Annotated in this window: 14 protein-coding genes; 10 read left to right on the top strand and 4 right to left on the bottom strand. The window is 67.1% G+C overall.

Annotated features, from left to right (window positions below):
* Window positions 1–138 precede the first annotated feature (138 nt).
* Window positions 139–1,104, top strand: coding sequence for an NAD(P)H-dependent flavin oxidoreductase (locus BHE01S_RS15720; RefSeq protein ID WP_042265610.1), 966 nt, complete (start codon window positions 139–141; stop codon window positions 1,102–1,104).
* A 28-nt stretch (window positions 1,105–1,132) separates the two neighbouring features.
* Here BHE01S_RS15720 and BHE01S_RS15715 read toward each other — a convergent pair whose 3' ends face one another.
* The 3 genes from BHE01S_RS15715 to BHE01S_RS38415 form a co-directional block, all read right to left on the bottom strand.
* Window positions 1,133–2,107, bottom strand: coding sequence for a LysR family transcriptional regulator (locus BHE01S_RS15715; RefSeq protein WP_042265609.1), 975 nt, complete (start codon window positions 2,105–2,107; stop codon window positions 1,133–1,135).
* Between the two features lie 195 nt (window positions 2,108–2,302).
* Window positions 2,303–3,400, bottom strand: coding sequence for a porin (locus tag BHE01S_RS15710; protein WP_042265608.1), 1,098 nt, complete (start codon window positions 3,398–3,400; stop codon window positions 2,303–2,305).
* A gap of 533 nt (window positions 3,401–3,933) precedes the next feature.
* Window positions 3,934–4,398 (bottom strand): hypothetical protein, encoded by a 465-nt coding sequence (locus tag BHE01S_RS38415; protein WP_167337689.1) that lies wholly within the window; start codon window positions 4,396–4,398, stop codon window positions 3,934–3,936.
* A 683-nt stretch (window positions 4,399–5,081) separates the two neighbouring features.
* On the opposite strand from BHE01S_RS38415, the gene BHE01S_RS15700 reads away from it, so the two are divergent.
* Entirely contained in the window at window positions 5,082–6,128 is a 1,047-nt protein-coding gene (locus tag BHE01S_RS15700; protein ID WP_042265607.1) for a bile acid:sodium symporter family protein, read from the top strand.
* 232 nt (window positions 6,129–6,360) lie between these two features.
* Window positions 6,361–8,208 carry an EAL domain-containing protein gene (locus BHE01S_RS15695; RefSeq protein ID WP_042265606.1) on the top strand — a complete coding sequence of 616 codons (1,848 nt, stop codon included), beginning with the start codon at window positions 6,361–6,363 and terminating at the stop codon, window positions 8,206–8,208.
* A gap of 114 nt (window positions 8,209–8,322) precedes the next feature.
* Here the strand turns inward: BHE01S_RS15695 and BHE01S_RS36820 are convergent, their stop codons facing one another.
* On the bottom strand, window positions 8,323–8,478 hold the full coding sequence (locus tag BHE01S_RS36820; protein ID WP_042265605.1) for a DUF3309 family protein: 156 nt from the start codon (window positions 8,476–8,478) through the stop codon (window positions 8,323–8,325).
* A gap of 229 nt (window positions 8,479–8,707) precedes the next feature.
* Between BHE01S_RS36820 and BHE01S_RS15685 the strand changes: the two genes are divergently transcribed.
* The 7 genes from BHE01S_RS15685 to BHE01S_RS15655 all read left to right on the top strand — a co-directional run bounded on the left by BHE01S_RS15685 (window position 8,708) and on the right by BHE01S_RS15655 (window position 18,258).
* Window positions 8,708–9,772, top strand: coding sequence for a LacI family DNA-binding transcriptional regulator (locus BHE01S_RS15685; RefSeq protein ID WP_042265604.1), 1,065 nt, complete (start codon window positions 8,708–8,710; stop codon window positions 9,770–9,772).
* A 73-nt stretch (window positions 9,773–9,845) separates the two neighbouring features.
* Window positions 9,846–11,165, top strand: coding sequence for an AGE family epimerase/isomerase (locus BHE01S_RS15680; protein WP_245639753.1), 1,320 nt, complete (start codon window positions 9,846–9,848; stop codon window positions 11,163–11,165).
* Between the two features lie 16 nt (window positions 11,166–11,181).
* Window positions 11,182–12,165 carry a carbohydrate kinase family protein gene (locus tag BHE01S_RS15675; protein WP_042265603.1) on the top strand — a complete coding sequence of 328 codons (984 nt, stop codon included), beginning with the start codon at window positions 11,182–11,184 and terminating at the stop codon, window positions 12,163–12,165.
* Between the two features lie 197 nt (window positions 12,166–12,362).
* Window positions 12,363–12,584 carry a hypothetical protein gene (locus BHE01S_RS15670; protein ID WP_028201740.1) on the top strand — a complete coding sequence of 74 codons (222 nt, stop codon included), beginning with the start codon at window positions 12,363–12,365 and terminating at the stop codon, window positions 12,582–12,584.
* Window positions 12,585–12,789: 205 nt separating this feature from the next.
* On the top strand, window positions 12,790–13,035 hold the full coding sequence (locus tag BHE01S_RS15665; RefSeq protein ID WP_042265602.1) for a hypothetical protein: 246 nt from the start codon (window positions 12,790–12,792) through the stop codon (window positions 13,033–13,035).
* A 294-nt stretch (window positions 13,036–13,329) separates the two neighbouring features.
* On the top strand, window positions 13,330–14,268 hold the full coding sequence (locus BHE01S_RS15660; RefSeq protein ID WP_042265667.1) for an ion channel: 939 nt from the start codon (window positions 13,330–13,332) through the stop codon (window positions 14,266–14,268).
* A 354-nt stretch (window positions 14,269–14,622) separates the two neighbouring features.
* Complete coding sequence (locus BHE01S_RS15655; RefSeq protein WP_042265601.1) at window positions 14,623–18,258, top strand: indolepyruvate ferredoxin oxidoreductase family protein; 3,636 nt, start codon at window positions 14,623–14,625, stop codon at window positions 18,256–18,258.
* Window positions 18,259–18,274 lie beyond the last annotated feature (16 nt).

Genomic DNA, 18,274 nt, shown 5'->3' with positions numbered 1-18,274 from the left:
TCGCGATCGCTATCCCGCGCAATTCCTGCGCGATTCCTGGCGCGATTGAGCTTTATCAAGTTAGATCGCGCCTGGTCAATAGCGACGCCGCGTGCGCGTGCCCCGCCATCCATCGAAGCGCCGCAAGGAGACCTCCCCATGGCACTCCCCGCCGTCCTGCAAAACCTCGCGCTGCCCGTCGTGGGCTCGCCGATGTTCATCGTCAGCTATCCGGAGCTGGTGCTCGCGCAATGCAAGGCCGGCATCGTCGGCTCGTTTCCGGCGCTCAACGCACGCCCCGCCGAGGAACTGGGCATCTGGCTCGCGCACATCAGGGAGGCGCTCACCGCGCACAAGAGCGAGAACCCCGAGGCCGTCATCGGGCCGGTCGCCGTCAACCAGATCGTGCATCAGTCGAATGCGCGGCTCGAGCACGACGTGCGCGTGTGCATCGAGCACCACGTGCCGATCTTCATCACGAGCCTGCGCGCGCCGCCGCGCGAACTGCTCGACGCGGTGCACAGCTATGGCGGCATCGTGCTGCACGACGTCATCAACCTGCGCCACGCCGCCAAGGCGCTCGAAGCGGGCGTGGACGGCCTGATCCTCGTGGCCGCGGGCGCGGGCGGCCATGCGGGCACGACCTCGCCGTTCGCGCTGGTGGGCGAAGTGCGGCGCATCTTCGACGGCCCGATCGTGCTTTCCGGCGCGATCGCCAACGGCGGCTCGATCCTCGCCGCCCAGGCCATGGGCGCGGACCTCGCCTACATGGGCACGCGCTTCATCGCGACGAAAGAGGCGCACGCCGTGGACGACTACAAGCACGCCATTCTCGAAGCGAAGGCCGCGGACATCGTCTACACGAACCTCTTCACGGGCGTGCACGGCAACTACATCCGCGAGAGCATCGTGAACGCCGGGCTCGATCCGGATGCGCTGCCCGAGTCCGACAAGTCGAAGATGGATTTCGGCGCGGGCACCTCGAAGGCGAAGGCGTGGAAAGATGTGTGGGGTGCGGGCCAGGCCGTGGGCCTGATGGACGATGTGCCCTCCGTGGCGGATCTCGTGGCGCGCCTGAAGCGCGAGTACGAGGCGACGAAGGCGCGGCTGGGCGTGGGCCGCTGAGCCCAGGCGGGCCCCGTCGGGCCCGCTTTCAGCGCCGGGCGGACGCAATGCGGGCGGCGTCGGCATTGGCCGCCGCCGCGCGGATCGCCTCGACGCCCGGCCAGAGTTCGCGCTCCGAGAAGCGCGCGGCCAGGAAATCGACGAACGAGCGCACCTTCGCCGAGAGATGGCGGCGGCTCGCATACACGGCGTAGATCGGCAGCTCGCGCGGCGGCAGCGCGTCGACGAGCAGCGGCACGAGGCGACCCTCGGCGATATCGTCGCCCACCACCTCGGTGCCGAGCATCGACAGCCCGCCGCCTTGCAGCACCACCACGCGCAGCGCTTCCAGGTGATTGACGATGAGGTTGCCGCCCGGCTTCGGCTTCACGCCGCCCGCGCCCTCTGCGAACGGTGCGAGTTCCTGGGCCGAAGCCCCCGCGTACTGAACGAAGTTGTGCCGCGCGAGATCGGCCACGGTTTTCGGCGCGCCGTGGCGGCGCAGGTACTCGGGCGAGGCGCACAGCACGATGTGCGCGGTGGCGAGCGGCCGCGCGATCAGCGAAGACGACTTGAGCCCCGACGGCGCGGCGCGGATCGCCACGTCGAAGCCCTCGTCGATCAGCTCGACCACGCGGTCGGACAGCGTGATGTCGACGGTCACCTGCGGATGGCCGGCGGCGTAGTCGGCGACCGCGCCCATCACATGACGCAGCCCGAACGCCGTGAGCGACGACACGCGCAGCCGCCCCTGCGGCACGACGCTCGCCGCGCCCACCGCCTGGCCGGCCTCGTCGAGTTCGGTGAGCGCCAGGGCCACACGCTCGTAGTATTCGCGCCCCGCCTCGGTGGGCGCGACGCGGCGCGTGGTGCGGTTCAGCAGCCGCGCGCCGAGCTGCTGCTCCAGATGCATCACATGCTTGCTCGCCATCGCGGCGGACATGTTCATGCGCTCGGCCGCCGCGACGAAGCTGCCCGCCTCCACCACCTGGCGGAACACTTTCATGCTGACGAGGGTATCCATTGCGCGGCCTTCAACTCGAACATAAATAAACGGGAATCAATCGACGATATTTTCCTCGTTTTATCAAATGCGGGTATTGAAACGCGCAGGTGCGCTTAGCCGCGGCGAGCAGCGGACGGCCCAGAAAGCAAAAACCCCGCACTGCACGCAGTGCGGGGTTTTCGCGTCGAACCTCGACCTTGCAGGCTGCGCGGCCTAGAACTTCGCGCGCATGCCCACGCCGTAGGTCTGGCCGCTCGACATGTTGTCGAAGTGGTCGTACATGTACGCCGCGTAGACGTCCGTGCGCTTGGAGAGCGGGTAGTCGTAGCCAATGGCCGCCGTCTGGCGCGTCTGGTTCAGGCCGCCGCCGTCGCGCGAATACGCATACGACGCCATGACCGTGCCCGGGCCGGCCGGGACCGTCACGCCGCCCTGGGCGGTGTTCACGTGCCAGCTGCCCACCTGCTGCCAGTTCGCCGTGTACATGTACTGGCCGAAGAACTTCACGTACTTGAGGTCGTACGAGAGGCCGACCTGCGCCACGCCCTGGCTCTTCAAGCCGATGATGGTCGTGTCGCCGCTCACGATACTGCCGATGTCGCCCGGCGTGTTGTTGAAGTTCACGTACTGGTAGACAGCCGTGGCCGCGAACGGGCCGTGGAAATACAGGCCCTGCACGCTCCACTTCTTCGAGCCGTTCTGGCCGGCCTGGTTGCCGAACGCATACATGGCCGAACCCGAGAGGCCGTTGAAGTTGGGTGTCGAGTACTGCACCGCGTTGTTCCAGCCCGAGTCGCCCACCACGCCCTGGTCGGTCGTGTAGGTCGGGAATGTCGAGAGGCCGAGATACACGTGGTACACCATCGGCGAGAAGGTGTACGAATCGATGAACGGATTGAAGAGAATCGTCGAGACGAACAGCTGCGTCGTCAGGCGCCCCGCCGTGACCGTGCCATACGGCGATTCGAGGCCGACGTACGCATTGCGCGCGAAGAACGTATCGCCCGCGAAGCGGCCGTACTGGCCGTTCTGCGCGCGGAAGAAGCTTTCCAGTGTAAAGATCGCCTTGTAGCCGCCGCCCAGATCTTCAGATCCCTTCATGCCCCAGTACGACGTGGACATGCCCCCGCCGCCCACGTTCCAGGCGGTCTGGCCGCCCGGAAATTTCGTCGCCCCGACCCATTCGTCGACCTGGCCGTAGAGCTGGACGCTCGACTGCGCAAACGCCGGCGACGACGCGGCGGCAAGAACAGCGGCGAGCGCGCTCGCCTTCAGGGTGGTGCGCAGCACGCGGCTGACCGTTGTATTCATGGGTTCTCCAGTCTTTGTCAAAAAAGGGTGTCGGGCGGCTGAGGCGCTCGCGCAAAGCTTTGTTTTTTCGTCGTTCGCAGACGTGGCCGTTCTGGGCGGATCCATCTTTGCGGACCATTTTTATGGTCAAAAATAAACGCTGTTATTGCCGGTATATCGGGCGGATTAGTTTGCTGCCGATAAAACCTGGTTCGCCGCTGTTGGTGCCGCTTCGCGCTGCGCTGCGTCACGCTGAATCGCAGCCTGCCGGGCCGCGCCCAGCGGGGCGCTCCCGCACGCACGGGGCCGCGGATGACGCGCCGCCGAAACGAAAGCGGGATTTGAGACGAAAGGGTTCTGTATAACGAGAGGTTTCCAAAAAAGTGTGGTATCCACGCGTCAGTTTTCACGGCATGGACGAACGCGTCTCGTTTTGGACGTGTTTGAGCGGCGCTAACAGGTCAGTGCCTGAAGCGAATCCTGAGCAGAATCCATCGAGGAAAGGAAGAAAGCGTGCGGAGGGAGGAAAACGAAAGCGGGCCGGGCGGCAGCGCTCAATTACGGTAAGGCGAAGGCATGGGCGGACGCGGCACCTCGCCGCCATTGCGCGGGAAGGGCCGGAAGGTGCCCCCGCGCTCCTCGTTGTAGCGGGCGACGTCTTCGCGGATCGAGCCGGCGCGCACCGGCGAGTCGGCCGGCGGATGCGGCACCTGGCGCGATTCCGCGCTCACGGGCGTGATGGGATTGCCGCGATAGCCGCCGCCGTAGCCGCCGAACGGCGTGCCATAGCGGTAGTCGCGATGCGGAGCCTGCTGCTGGACCTGACCTTGCCACTGGTTCGGCGCACGGTTGCCGCCGCGCTCGTACCGGCCGCCCTGGTCGGCCACGCGCATGGGCGAAGCGGCCCCGGTGTAAGCGGCAGGACCGCGGCCGCGCTCAGGGGCGCCGTGGTAGCCGCCACCCCACGGCATGCCGCCGCGCGGTGCGGGCATCGAATGCATGGCGGGCATCGTGGGCATGGAAGGCGCGCGCGCGAAGCCGCCGCCGCCGTGCCCTGGGAAACCGGGCTGAGCATGGGCGAGCGCAACGAAGGCCATTAATCCAGCCCCCAATACCCACTGTCCCAGTTTTGACAACCCTGCCTGCATTGTGACGTTTCACCTGCCCGACGTTTGCGCCTGGCACTCGCCACTCGGGCCATGGCGGGCCAGTCCCGGGACGCTCGCCGCGCGAGCGCGTAACGATTGCCGCCACAACGGTCCGGGCGTCCCTTTGACGGTAATTTATGGGCGTGCCGAAAGGGTGTCGAGCCAAAAGATGTTATGCCGCCCGAAGGGTTGTAACACCATGTTACTGCTGGGTTTTCCGGCTTCGGACGCGGCCTCGGAAGGCCGCCTGGCAAGGCGCTGCGCGCAGGCGTGAGAACGGTTCGTTTGATGCCTCGGTCATGCCTGAACATCTGAAGAATGCGCGGACTCCTGACGACTTTGCGGCGCGGGCATACCCCTCGCGCGTCGATGAGGAATCCGGCATAAAGAGACATCGATGCCGGCAATACATGCGTATCATTCATTAATCAATGCCTCAAATGAATTTGCTTTTTCAATCGGCTTGCGTCGACAATAGACGTCCCGATTCACCCGTTGCGCGCACATCGATCTGCGCGCAGCCAGGCGCCCCGGCGCGCACTTGAGATTGTCCGATGGCACGTCCGAAATTCCTGCCCGATAACTTCACCCTTTGCCTCGTCGGCACGGTGATCCTTGCGAGCCTGTTCCCGGTGCACGGCCAGGCCGCCACCGGTTTCAACTGGCTCACCAACGTGGCCGTCGGCCTGCTGTTCTTCCTGCACGGCGCCAAGCTCTCGCGCGAGGCGATCGTCGCAGGCGCTACGCACTGGCGGCTGCACATCGTCGTGCTGCTCAGCACCTTCGTGCTCTTCCCGGCTTTGGGCCTCGCGCTCAAGCCCGTGCTTTCGCCGCTCGTCACGCCGGCGCTTTATGCGGGCGTGCTGTTCCTCTGCACGCTGCCCTCCACGGTGCAGTCGTCCATCGCATTCACCTCGATCGCGCGCGGCAACGTGCCCGCCGCCGTTTGCAGCGCTTCGGCGTCGAGCCTGATCGGCATCTTCGTCACGCCCGCGCTCGTGAGCCTGATCGTCACGAACCAGAGCGCGAGCGGCGGCTCGGCGTGGCACACCGTGTGGAACATCGTGCTGCAACTGCTCGTGCCGTTCGTGGCGGGCCAGCTGCTGCGCCCGGTGATCGGCCGCTGGATCGAGCGCAACAAGGGCGTGCTCAAGTTCGTCGATCAGGGTTCGATCCTGCTCGTGGTGTTCGGCGCGTTTTCCGAGGCGGTGAACGAAGGGCTCTGGCATCACATTCCGCTCACCGCGCTCGGCGGCCTGCTCGTGGTGAATGGCGTGCTGCTCGCGCTTGCACTCGGCATCACGATGTTCACGAGCAAGAAGCTCGGCTTCTCGCGCGCCGACCAGATCACCATCATCTTCTGCGGCTCGAAGAAGAGCCTCGCGGCCGGCGTGCCGATGGCGAAGGTCATCTTCGCCTCGAACGCCGTGGGCGCGGTCGTGCTGCCGCTCATGCTGTTCCACCAGTTCCAGCTCATGGTGTGCGCCGCGCTCGCCCAGCGCTGGGGCGCTCGCGACATGAGCGCCGAGCGCGCCGCCAGCGCGGGCGACGAATCGCGCGCCGGCGCGAGCGAGCGCACTGCCGCCGCCGCGCGGCGCTGAACGTCGCCCAGTCCGTCATGCGGGGCGGCGGGATGCCGCCGCCCTTCCGCAGCAAACGCCGCGGCTAGCGCCCGGCGTCCGAACCTCCCCCGCCAGCCTCTCTTCCCCGCGTCACGCGCGCCTCCACCGCACGCCCGAAGATCGGGCATCGCGGCGTTGTCACCAAAATTTCATTTAATTCATCCGATCATATGCCGTTAAGTTCATCGTCTTCGCCCGTTCCGGCCTGTCCATGTCTGCTCCCGCGCCACTCCTGCACGCGGCGCCCGGCGTCGGGGCGCTGATCGCCCAGCGCCAGCTGCGCGCCGTCTTCCAGCCCATCGTCGATTTCGAGAGTGGCGCGATCCTCGGCTACGAAGGCCTCATTCGCGGGCCGGCCGGCTCGCCGCTCGAAACGCCCGCCGCCCTGTTCGCACGCGCCGGCGACGAGCAGTGCACCGCCGCGCTCGAACGCGCGGCCGCCCGCACCTGCATCGAAACGTTCGCCGGGCTCGACTGCCCCGGCAAGCTGTTCCTCAATTTCAGCGCCGACGCGCTGCGCCAGCTCACCGCCGCCGGCGACGCCGCGCTCTCCCTCTTCGACGGCCCGATCGACCCCACGCGCGTCGTGATCGAACTCACCGAGCAGAGCGCCATCCACGACCTGCGCAACTTTTCGCCCGTCGTCGAGACGCTGCGCGCGGCCGGCGCCCAGTTCGCGCTCGACGACTACGGCACGGCCAACGCCAGCCTCAACCTCTGGGTGCAGTTGCAGCCCGATGTCGTGAAGATCGACCGCTTCTTCATCCACGACATCGCCAACGACGCGCTCAAGTTCGAAGCCGTGCGCGCCATGCAGTATTTCGCGCAGGCGAGCGGCACACGGCTCGTGGCGGAAGGCATCGAGAACGCGGCCGACCTCATCGTGCTGCGCGACATGGGCATCGACTGCGGCCAGGGTTTTTTCTTCGGCCGCCCCAACGTGGAGCCGCTGCGCGTGCTCGCCCGCGAAGCGCGCGAGGCGATTCGCGCGGACCATATCGCCGTGTTCCCCGAGCCCACGCGCAGCACCGCCACGCAGCCCGCGGGCGGCGGCGCGCCGGCCAGCAAGATGCTCGTGCGCGCGCCCGCGCTGCCGCGCCAGGCGACCAACAACGACGTGCTCGAGCTGTTCAACGGTCGACCCGACCTGCACGCGGTGGCCGTGGTGGAAGACGACGCGCCCGTCGCGCTCATCAACCGGCGCGCGTTCATGGACCGCTATGCGCTGCCGTATCATCGCGAGCTGTTCGGCAAGAAGGCCTGCCTGCAATTCGCCAACGCGCAGCCGGTGGTGATCGAGCAGTCGATGACGGTCGAGCAGATGGCGACGCTGCTCGCGAGCGACGACCAGCGCTATCTCGCCGATGGCTTCGTCATCACCGATAGCGGCCGCTACGCCGGCCTCGGCACCGGCGAGAGCCTCGTGCGCGCGGTGACGGAGGTGCGCATCCAGGCTGCGCGCTACGCCAATCCGCTCACCTTCCTGCCTGGCAATATTCCCATCAGCGCGCATATCGAGCGGCTGCTTTCGCACGACGCGGGCTTTCACGCGTGTTACGTCGACCTGAACCAGTTCAAGCCCTTCAACGACCAGTACGGCTACTGGCAAGGCGACGAGGTGCTCAAGTTCGCCGCGACGGTGCTAGCCGACGCCTGCGACCCCACGCGCGACTTCCTCGGCCACGTGGGCGGCGACGACTTCCTGGTCCTGTTTCAGAGCGAGACGTGGCGCGAGCGCGCACGCCTCGCGATCGACACGTTCAACGAAGGCGCGCAGCGCTTCTACGCCCCGGGCGAGCGCCTCGCGGGCGGCATTCACGGCGAGGATCGCCACGGCAACGCCACCTTCTTCACCTTCGTGACGATGGCGATCGGCTGCGTGCGCATCGCGCCGGGCGAAGGCGCGCAGCACAGCAGCGACGCCATTGCCTCGCTCGCGGCCCTCGCCAAGCGCCGCGCGAAACAGGAAGCGAGCGGGCTCGTCGTGATCGACGGCAACGCGAGCGCCGACCTCCTCCCCAGGCCCGGCTCGACACCACGCGAAGCCGGCGCGTTCTAGCAGCCTGAATCTCCCGAGCGGCAGCCCGGAATGCGGACGGGCCGGCCGCGCGGCTCGCGCCGCGCGCCGGCCCGTTTTGCTTGCGCTGCCTGACTGCTGCGCTGTCGCTTGTCGCTAGATCGTCCCCATCAGGACCAGCACGACCACCACGACAACGACGATGCCGAGCGTGCCCGAAGGCGCGTAGCCCCACGAGCGGCTATACGGCCACGCGGGGAACGCGCCAACGAGCAGCAGGATCAGAATGACCAGAAGCAGGGTGCCGAGCATGATGCCTCCGTAAGTCGAATGTGAGTGTCCGGCTTTCCGCAACCATCGTGCCCGCACATGTTTAGCACGTTTTACTAAACACTAATGTTTGCGTTTATTTCATTGTTTACTGGTATTTACCTGGAATTCTAAACGTAGATTCGGGTTCTTTTACCAAGTTTTTACTATACAATCGCCGCACACCTGACCCAACCCGGAACGCTCACCGCGCCACCGCCAGCCAGGAATCATGGGGACAACCATTCGTGACGTCGCGCAAGCCGCCAACGTGTCGATCGGCACGGTCTCGCGCGCGTTGAAAAACCAGCCGGGCCTCTCCGAGACCACGCGCGAGCGCATCGTCGAAGTCGCCCGCACGCTCGGCTATGACTGCGCGCAACTGCGTCCGCGCATTCGCCGGCTCACCTTCCTGCTGCACCGCCAGCACAACAACTTCGCGGCTAGCCCGTTCTTCTCGCACGTGCTGCACGGCGTGGAAGACGCCTGCCGCGAACACGGCATCGTGCCCGCGCTGCTGACCGCCGGTCCCGCCGACGACACCGTCCAGCAGTTGCGCCTGCATGCCCCCGACGCCATCGCCGTGGCGGGCTTCGTCGAGCCGGAAATGCTCGCCGCGCTCGTCGCGCTGCAACGCCCGCTCGTGCTGATCGACCTGTGGGCGCCGGGCCTGCGCTCGGTGAACATCGACAACGCGGCGGGCGCTGCGCTCGCCATGCAGCATCTGTTCGGACTGGGACGGCGGCGCATTGCGTTCATCGGCGGCTCGCTCGCGCACTACAGCATCGCGCAGCGCGCGCTCGGCTATCGGCGCGCGTTCTTCGAGGCGGGCCTGTTGTTCGACCCGTCGCTCGAAACGACCATCGACGGCGGGCTCGATCCCGACACGGGCGCGTCGCTCGCCATGCAGCGTTTGCTCGATGCGGCGCGCGCCGGATACCCAACCCCGCGCCCGCCGCCCGACGCCGTCTTCGCCTACAACGACGCCGCCGCGCTCGCGGCCATGCGCGTGTGCCTCGCCAATGGCCTGCGCGTGCCCGACGACATCGCCATCATCGGTTTCGACGATATCGCGGGCGCCACGCACGCCACGCCGCCGCTCTCGACGATCGCCGTCGACAAGGAAGCGCTCGGGCGGCGCGGCGTCGAGCTGCTGCTCGAAGAAACGCCTGCCGCGAACGAAATCCGCTTGCCGGTCCAGCTCGTCGCGCGTGCGAGCACATTGGGTGCGGCGTCATCGAGTCTCGTTGCCGGGCACGCCGACCATCGCGCCGCAGGCACGCCGCAAAGCGCCTGACACGCGCCGTCGAAACCCGCCGAACACCCATCGAAACTACGCTGAAGCCACGTCCAAGCCAGAAGAGAAAGCCATGACGACGACCGCCGACACCGCCCCCTCCGCCACCGCTCACCCCGTCGCCGCACCGGGCGTCGCGAGCTTTCGCGACCGCGGCTTCCTGCTCGGCCACGTGCAGGACACGCTGCGCTTCTACGCGCCGAACGTGCTCGATCCCTCGGGCGGCTTCTTCCACTACTTCCGCGACGACGGCTCGATCTACAACGCGCACTCGCGGCACCTCGTGAGCAGCTGCCGGTACGTCTTCAACTATGCGATGGCGTATCGCGAGTTCGGCGATGCGCAGCACCTGGAATACGCGCGCCACGGCCTGCAGTTCCTGCGCGAGGGCCATTGGGACCCGCAGCTGCAGGGCTACGACTGGGAGATCGACTGGCGCGACGGCAAAAAGCGCGTGCTAGACGCCACGCGCCACTGCTACGGCCTCGCGTTCGTGCTGCTCGCTTACGCGCATGCGGCGATGGCCGGCATCGAGGAAGCGCGGCCGATGATCGGCGCGACCTTCGACCTGATGGAACACCGCTTCTGGGACGGCGCGGCGGGTCTGTACGCCGACGAGGCGAGCGCCGACTGGATCGTGTCGGGCTACCGCGGCCAGAACGCCAACATGCATACGACCGAGGCGCTGCTCGCGGCCTACGAGGCGACCGGCCATCTCGTCTATCTCGACCGCGCCGAGCGCGTCGCCTCGAACATCACGCTGCGCCAGGCGAAGCTCTCGCGAGGGCTCGTGTGGGAGCACTTTCACGCGGACTGGTCGGTGGACTGGCACTACAACGAGGAAGACAGCTCGAACATCTTCCGCCCGTGGGGCTTCCAGCCGGGCCATCAAACCGAGTGGGCGAAGCTGCTCTTGCTGCTCGAACGGCACCGGCCGCTGCCCTGGCTGCTGCCGCGCGCGATCGAGCTGTTCGACGCGGCCATGGCCCACGCCTGGGACAACGATCATGGCGGCCTCTACTACGGCTTCGGCCCGGACGGCACCGTGTGCGATCACGACAAATACTTCTGGGTGCAGGCGGAAACCTTCGCCACGGCGGCGCTGCTCGGCAAGCGCACCGGCAACGAGCGCTTCTGGGACTGGTACGACGAGATCTGGCGCTACAGCTGGGCGAATTTCGTCGATCATCGTTACGGTGCGTGGTATCGCATCCTCACCTGCGACAACCGCAAGTACAGTGACGAGAAGAGCCCCGCCGGCAAGACCGACTATCACACGATGGGTGCGTGCTACGAAGCGCTGAACGCCCTGCCCGGACGCGGCATGGCGCCGGTGGCGGGCCGCGAGGAAGCGACGGCCGGCGGCACGGCAGGCACGAGCGGCCGGAACTAGAGAGAGGAACACGACGATGAGCACCTGCAGCACCGGCCCGGACTTTTCGTCCGGCTTCCCGGCCTTCATCTCGGCCGGCGACATCCTCACCGATCTCGTGCGCACCCCCGCGCCCGAGGGCACGCCGCACGCTTCGCAACCCGGCACAGCGGGCATGGACTCGCACTGGCGCGCGCATCCTGGCGGCGCGGGCTGGAACGTCGCGCGCGCGGTGGCGCGCCTCGGGCTGCCCACGGCGAGCGTGGGCGCCCTCGGCGTCGACAACTTCTCGGACGAACTCTGGAACGCGAGCGTGGCCGCCGGTCTCGACATGCGCTTCATGCAACGCGTGGAGCGCGCGCCGCTGCTCGCGATCGTGCATCAGACGCATCCGCCCGCGTACTACTTCATCGGCGAGCACAGCGCCGACCTCGCCTTCGATCCCGCGAAGCTGCCCGAAGGCTGGCGCGCGCACGCGAAGTGGGCGCACTTCGGCTGCATCAGCCTCGTGCGCCAGCCGCTCGGCGAAACGCTCGCCACGCTCGCCGCCGAGCTGCGCGCGGCCGGCGTGAAGATCAGCTTCGATCCGAACTACCGCAACCTCATGGCGCACGGCTACGAGCCGATTTTGCGCCGCATGGCCGGGCTCGCCGATCTCATCAAGGTGTCCGACGAAGACCTGCGCATGCTGTTCGCCGGCAAGAGCGAGGCCGAGGCCATCGAAGCCGTGCGCGCGCTCAATCCGGCCGCCACCCTGCTCGTCACGCGCGGCGCGCAGGCGGCCACGCTCTATGCGCGCGACGAGGTGATCGAGGCGTCGCCGCCGCGCGTCGAAGTGGCCGATACGGTGGGGGCCGGCGACGCGTCCATCGGCGGGCTGCTGTTCAGCCTCATGAGCGCGCCGCAGCGCGACTGGCGCCAGCATCTCGCCTTCGCGCTCGCCGCGGGCGCGGCCGCGTGCCGCCGGCCCGGCGCGCATTCGCCGACGCTCGACGAAGTCGTCGCGCTGCTCGCCGACTGAAGGCGCACGCGGCGCATTGCGAGGACCCGGCGCGCGGCTGACACGAAAGCGCCGCGCCGCCGTCATATGCGTGTCCCGCAGCCGCGCGGGCAACGTGCTAGCATGGAATCTCCCTCTTGTTGCGGGCCAGGCGCGACGCTTGCGCGCCTTAATCCACGTGGCCCGTCGAGGGAGTTTCCTTCCACGAGGAGCACGCTATGGAAGACGTCAGCTACACCAAGGGGATCTACACGGCCGTCGCCTCCGTGCGGCCCATGAACGCCGGCCAGTACCAGGGCCTGGTCTCCCTGGCGCGCGACGACGGCGAGGAACTCGAAAACGCGGTGTATGAAGTCGAAGCCGCATCGGGCACGCCGGAAGAGGCTCTCGAAGAAGCCAAGGCGCTGGCGCATCGCATTCTCGGCGAACTCGAACTATAAGTCGCCGCGGCAGGCCCAGTGCCCGCTCGGGAACTGCCGGCGGCGCTGCATGAGGCGGGGGCTCTGCATGGGGCCGCACGATGTGCGGTCGACAGTTCTGCATGGGACCAGACTCAGGCGCTAAAGCGCCAACTCGGGTCGACCGCTGTGCATGGGACCCGAGTAAGGCGCTAAAGCGCCAACTCGGGTCGACAGGAGGTTAGCCATGTCCGAACAGCTCTTTCTTTACGGCGTCTACGCTATCCACGTGCATCCCCTCGAACTGCAGGGGGCTCGCTGGGACGCCGAGTATCAGATCACGCATCGCGACAAGGCCGTGCAGCCGTGGGTCACGGTGGGCGGCAACGCGGGCTTCGACGCGCCCACGCAAGCCGTGGACGCCGCGCGCCGCCAGGCCATCGCCGACATCGAGCACGGCGCAGGCATTCCGAAGCCGCATGGGTTTCCATAAGCCCTTCGCTCGACGCTGTCCCTGCCGCGTCTTTCCTCCCGCTCCCGTCGCGCCAGCCGTGCGCCGCACCCTGCCGGCGCCCCCTGGCGTGTCTGCGCACTGGCTGCCGCTCTGTCGCCCTTGCGCCGCGCGCGCGACCTCCCCGCTTGTCCTGTCCCTGCGGCATTGCTACGCTCTTCTCCTGACTTCAGATCCGCAGGGACCATCATGACGTCCGAGACGCCGGAACGCTTCGCAAACCAGGAAGCGGCCCAGCAAGCCGATTCGGCACCACAGGATTCGCCGGGCGTGGACATGGCCGCCTGCAAGGCCGAAACGCCCAGCGGCGCGAAGCACGGCACGAGGCGCGGCAAGCCGCGCAAGATGATGGTGGCCTCGCGCGAGGTGCTCGTCTACGGCATGCCGCAGTCCTGGGGCGACTTCTATCACACCGCGCTCACCATGCGCTGGCCCACGTTCTTTGCATCGCTCGCGGCCCTCTTCCTGCTCATGAACGGCGTGTTCGCGTGCCTCTACCAGCTCGGCGCCGCGCCCATTGCCAACCAGTACCCGAATGGCTTTCTCGGCGCGTTCTTCTTCAGCGTGGAAACGCTCGCCACCGTCGGCTACGGCGACATGCATCCGCAAACGCTCTATGCGCACATCGTCGCCACGCTGGAAATCTTCGTCGGTATGTCGGGTATCGCGTTGGCGACCGGCCTCGTATTCGCGCGCTTTTCGCGCCCGCGCGCAATGATCATGTTCGCGAGCCAGGTGGTGGTGCACCCCATCGAAGGCCGCATGACGCTGATGGCGCGCGCCGCCAACGCCCGCCAGAACGTGATCGCCGAAGCGGGCGCGAAGCTGCGGCTCATCCGCATCGAGACGTCGTCGGACGGCTTTCGCGCGCGGCGCATCCACGACCTCAAGCTCGTGCGCGACCAGCATCCGCTCTTCACGCTGGGCTGGAATCTCATGCACGTGATCGACGAGTCGAGCCCGCTCTACGGCGTCACGCCCGAGCTGCTGGCCGAGCAGCACGCCACGCTGCATGTCGTGATCGAGGGCTCCGACGAATCGACCGCGCAGACCATGCAGGCGCGCTTTAGCTGGTCGGACCGGCAGATCCGCTGGGACTACCGTTACGTCGACCTGATGAGCGACGCCGACGGCGTGAGCACGATGGACTACACGCACTTTCACGATGTCGTGCCGTTCGACCGGGCGACGCCTTACGCGCCCCGGACGATCTGACGGGCAACGCCGAAGGCCGATCCGGACGGGATCGCGCCGGGCAGAGAAAATCTCTCTCCAATTTCGCCTGGCGCGGGCAGGCTCTCGCGCGAATAAGCGGCAGCGCCGGAGAGTTAGCAAAAAATTTCCGTCATTGGCGAGAAAAAATAGAGTCTCTTTCGCCGCCCTCAACCGGGCCATGCGAATGCAATAGCTTTGCACAGGATCGCAGTAGCGCTTTGCATGGGCCCGGAGTAAGCGCTTTGCATGGGCCCGGAGTCAGTGCTGAAGCACTAACTCCGGCCGACAGCTGAAGCACTAACTCCGGCCGACAGCTAAAGCGCTAACTGCGTTCGATAAACGGAGACTCCCCTCATGACCGCGCGCCCCGCGTTCGGCGACACATCCTCGCCGCTTGATACGCCGCCCCTCGCCGACTACAAGCTCACCGACAACCTCACCGCCACGCGCGGCCGCATCTTCCTGACCGGCACCCAGGCGCTGATCCGCCTCGCGCTCATGCAGCGCGCGCTCGACCGCGCGCATGGCCTGAACACGGCGGGTTTCATCAGCGGCTATCGCGGCTCGCCGCTCGGCATGGTCGACCAGCAGGCGTGGAAAGCGAAGAAACTGCTCGAAGCCGCCGACGTGCGCTTTTTGCCCGCCATCAACGAGGAATTGGGCGGCACCGCCGTGCTCGGCACGCAGCGCGTGGAAGCGGACGCCGAGCGCACCGTCGAAGGCGTGTTCGCGATGTGGTACGGCAAGGGCCCGGGCGTCGATCGCGCCGGCGACGCGCTCAAGCACGGCAACGCCTACGGCTCGTCGCCGCACGGCGGCGTGCTCGTGGTGGCCGGCGACGACCACGGCTGCGTGTCGTCGTCCATGCCGCATCAGAGCGACTTCGCGATGATGGCGTGGCACATGCCGGTCGTGAATCCGTCGAACATTGCCGACATGCTCGAATTCGGTCTGTATGGCTGGGCGCTCTCGCGCTACTCGGGCGCATGGGTGGGCTACAAGGCGATTTCGGAGACGGTGGAGTCGGGCTCGACCGTCGATCTCGATGCCATCAGAACCGACTGGCAAGCGCCGGAGGGATTTGCACCGCCGCCGGGCGGCCTGCACAACCGCTGGCCCGATCTGCCGAGTCTCGCCATCGAGCAGCGCCTCGCGGCCAAACTCGACGCCGTGCGCCACTTCGCGCGCATGAACAGCATCGACAAGTGGATCGCGCCGAGCCCGCACGCCAACGTGGGCATCGTCACCTGCGGCAAGGCGCACCTGGACCTGATGGAAACGCTGCGCCGACTCGACCTCACCGTCGACGACCTGGACCGCGCGGGCGTGCGCATCTACAAGGTGGGCCTGTCGTTCCCGCTGGAGATGTCGCGCATCGACGCGTTCGTCTCGGGCCTCACCGACGTGCTCGTGATCGAGGAAAAAGGCCCCGTGATCGAGCAGCAGATCAAGGACCATCTCTACAACCGCAAAGAGGGTGCGCGCCCGAGCGTGATCGGCAAGCACGCCGAAGACGGCACGCTGCTGCTCCCCGGGCTTGGCGAGCTGCGCCCCTCGCGCATCCTGCCCGTGTTCGCCGCGTGGCTCGCGAAGCACCGGCCCGCGCTGGACCGCCGCGAGCGCGTCGTGGATCTCGTCGCGCCGCAAATCCTCTCGAACGCCGCCGACGCCGTGCGCCGCACGCCCTACTTCTGCTCGGGCTGCCCGCACAACACGTCGACCAAGGTGCCCGAAGGCTCGATCGCGCAGGCCGGCATCGGCTGCCATTTCATGGCTTCGTGGATGGAGCGCGACACCACGGGCCTCATCCAGATGGGCGGCGAAGGCGTGGACTGGGCCGCACACTCGATGTTCACGAAGATGCCGCACGTGTTCCAGAATCTCGGCGACGGCACCTACTTTCATTCAGGTATCCTCGCGATTCGCCAGGCCGTGGCGGCGAAGACCAACATCACTTACAAGATCCTCTACAACGACGCCGTGGCGATGACGGGGGGCCAGCCCGTGGACGGCAGCATCTCCGTGCCGCAGATCGCGCGCCAGGTGGAGGCCGAGGGCGTCTCGCGCTTCGTCGTGGTGAGCGACGAGCCCGAGAAGTACGACGGCCATCACGGCCTGTTCCCGAAGGGCACGACGTTCCATCACCGCAGCGAGCTCGACACGGTTCAGCGCGAACTGCGCGAAACGCCGGGCGTGACCGTGCTGATCTACGATCAAACATGCGCCGCCGAAAAGCGCCGCCGCCGCAAGAAAGGCGAATTCCCCGACCCGGACAAGCGCCTCTTCATCAACGAGGAAGTGTGCGAAGGCTGCGGCGACTGCGGCGTGCAGTCGAATTGCCTTTCGGTCGAACCGGTGGAAACGGAGCTGGGCCGCAAGCGCCGTATCGACCAGTCGTCGTGCAACAAGGACTATTCGTGCGTGAACGGCTTCTGCCCGAGCTTCGTGACGATCGAGGGCGGCAAGCTCAAGAAGGCCGCAGGCGCCGCGTTCGATCCGCAGGCACTCGCCGCGCGCGTGAATGCGCTGCCCATTCCGGCCACGCATCTCGACAACGCGCCCTACGACATCCTCGTGACGGGCGTGGGCGGCACCGGTGTCGTGACCGTGGGCGCGCTCATCAGCATGGCCGCGCATCTGGAAGGCAAGAGCGCCTCCGTGCTCGACTTCATGGGCTTCGCGCAGAAGGGCGGCGCGGTGCTCTCGTTCGTGCGCTTCGCGGCGACCGACGCGCTGCTCAACCAGGTGCGCATCGACACGCAGCAGGCCGACCTGCTGCTCGCCTGCGACATGGTGGTGGGCGCGAGCGCCGACGCCTTGCAAACGGTGCGGCACGACCGCACGCGCATCGTCGTGAACACGCATGAGATTCCGAACGCGTCGTTCGTGCAGAACCCCGAAGCGAACCTGCACGCCGATGCGCTGCTCGCAAAGATGCGGCACGCGGCGACCCATGGCGCGCAACAGGCGCGGGATCCGCTGGCAGCGTGCGACGCCCAGGCGCTCGCGCAACGCTATCTCGGCGACACGATCGGCGCGAATATCGTGATGCTCGGCTTTGCGTGGCAGTTGGGCCTCGTGCCCGTTTCGCTCGCGGCGCTCACACGTGCCATCGAGCTGAACAACGTGGCCGTGCAGGCGAACCTGTTCGCGTTCTCCATCGGCCGCATGGCCGCCGCCGATCCCACCGCGCTCGAAGCACTCGACACGCAACGCGTGAACCAGGCAAATGCGGCCGCCAAGGCCACGGCGCGCAAGCTCACGCAAACGCTCGACGACCTGATCGCCGAGCGCGAAGCGCGTCTCTCCGCTTATGGCGGCGCGAGCTACGTGAAGCGTTATCGCGCACTCGTCGATGCCGCGCGCAGCGCCGACAAAAGCGCAGACAAAACGCTCGCGCGCGCTGTCGCGACCACGTTCTATCGGCTGCTCGCCGTGAAGGACGAGTACGAAGTCGCGCGCCTGCACGCCGACCCGGCGTTCCGCGCGGCGCTCGAAGCGCAGTTCGAAGGCAAGGCGGGCAGCGACTTCACCGTGAAGTTCAACCTCGCGCCGCCGCTCATCGCGCGTGAGAAGAACGGCCAGCCTCCACAAAAGATGCAGTTCGGCCAGTGGATGTGGCGTGCGTTCGGGCTGCTGAAGAAGGGCCGCAGCGTGCGCGGCACGTGGCTCGATCCGTTCGGCAAGACGCTGGAGCGCCGCATGGAGCGCGCCCTCGCCGGCGATTATGAAGCCACGCTGCGCGGCGCATTCGCGAGCCTCACCGCCGAAAACGTCGACGACATTGCGCGGCTCGCGAATCTGCATCAACGTGTGCGTGGCTACGGGCACGTGAAGCTCGCGAACCTCGCGGCGGTAAAACGCAGCGAGCGCGAACTGGCGGCGCGCCTTGCCATCGACGTGAAGACGAGCGCGGCGGTACAGGAAGCACTCGCGTCGTTCAAGGGCGCGGGCGCGTTGCGCGGCATTCCGGTGGTCGTGGCGAAGTAAGGTGAAGTGAAGTCAG

This window comes from Paraburkholderia heleia NBRC 101817 (assembly GCF_000739775.1).
In the GTDB taxonomy this organism is placed as follows: Bacteria; Pseudomonadota; Gammaproteobacteria; order Burkholderiales; family Burkholderiaceae; genus Paraburkholderia; species Paraburkholderia heleia.
The sequence above is the reverse complement of the archived record's forward strand: the minus strand, read 5'-3'. Positions and strand labels throughout refer to the sequence as shown.

Coding starts and splice junctions, on each gene's coding strand:
- BHE01S_RS38415 (WP_167337689.1), bottom strand. CDS start 4,398: ATGCCCACGATGCCCGCCATGCATTCGATGCCCGCACCGCGCGGCGGC.
- BHE01S_RS15675 (WP_042265603.1), top strand. CDS start 11,182: ATGAGCACCTGCAGCACCGGCCCGGACTTTTCGTCCGGCTTCCCGGCC.
- BHE01S_RS15685 (WP_042265604.1), top strand. CDS start 8,708: ATGGGGACAACCATTCGTGACGTCGCGCAAGCCGCCAACGTGTCGATC.
- BHE01S_RS15665 (WP_042265602.1), top strand. CDS start 12,790: ATGTCCGAACAGCTCTTTCTTTACGGCGTCTACGCTATCCACGTGCAT.
- BHE01S_RS15660 (WP_042265667.1), top strand. CDS start 13,330: ATGGCCGCCTGCAAGGCCGAAACGCCCAGCGGCGCGAAGCACGGCACG.
- BHE01S_RS15655 (WP_042265601.1), top strand. CDS start 14,623: ATGACCGCGCGCCCCGCGTTCGGCGACACATCCTCGCCGCTTGATACG.
- BHE01S_RS15710 (WP_042265608.1), bottom strand. CDS start 3,400: ATGAATACAACGGTCAGCCGCGTGCTGCGCACCACCCTGAAGGCGAGC.
- BHE01S_RS15700 (WP_042265607.1), top strand. CDS start 5,082: ATGGCACGTCCGAAATTCCTGCCCGATAACTTCACCCTTTGCCTCGTC.
- BHE01S_RS15670 (WP_028201740.1), top strand. CDS start 12,363: ATGGAAGACGTCAGCTACACCAAGGGGATCTACACGGCCGTCGCCTCC.
- BHE01S_RS15680 (WP_245639753.1), top strand. CDS start 9,846: ATGACGACGACCGCCGACACCGCCCCCTCCGCCACCGCTCACCCCGTC.
- BHE01S_RS36820 (WP_042265605.1), bottom strand. CDS start 8,478: ATGCTCGGCACCCTGCTTCTGGTCATTCTGATCCTGCTGCTCGTTGGC.
- BHE01S_RS15720 (WP_042265610.1), top strand. CDS start 139: ATGGCACTCCCCGCCGTCCTGCAAAACCTCGCGCTGCCCGTCGTGGGC.
- BHE01S_RS15695 (WP_042265606.1), top strand. CDS start 6,361: ATGTCTGCTCCCGCGCCACTCCTGCACGCGGCGCCCGGCGTCGGGGCG.
- BHE01S_RS15715 (WP_042265609.1), bottom strand. CDS start 2,107: ATGGATACCCTCGTCAGCATGAAAGTGTTCCGCCAGGTGGTGGAGGCG.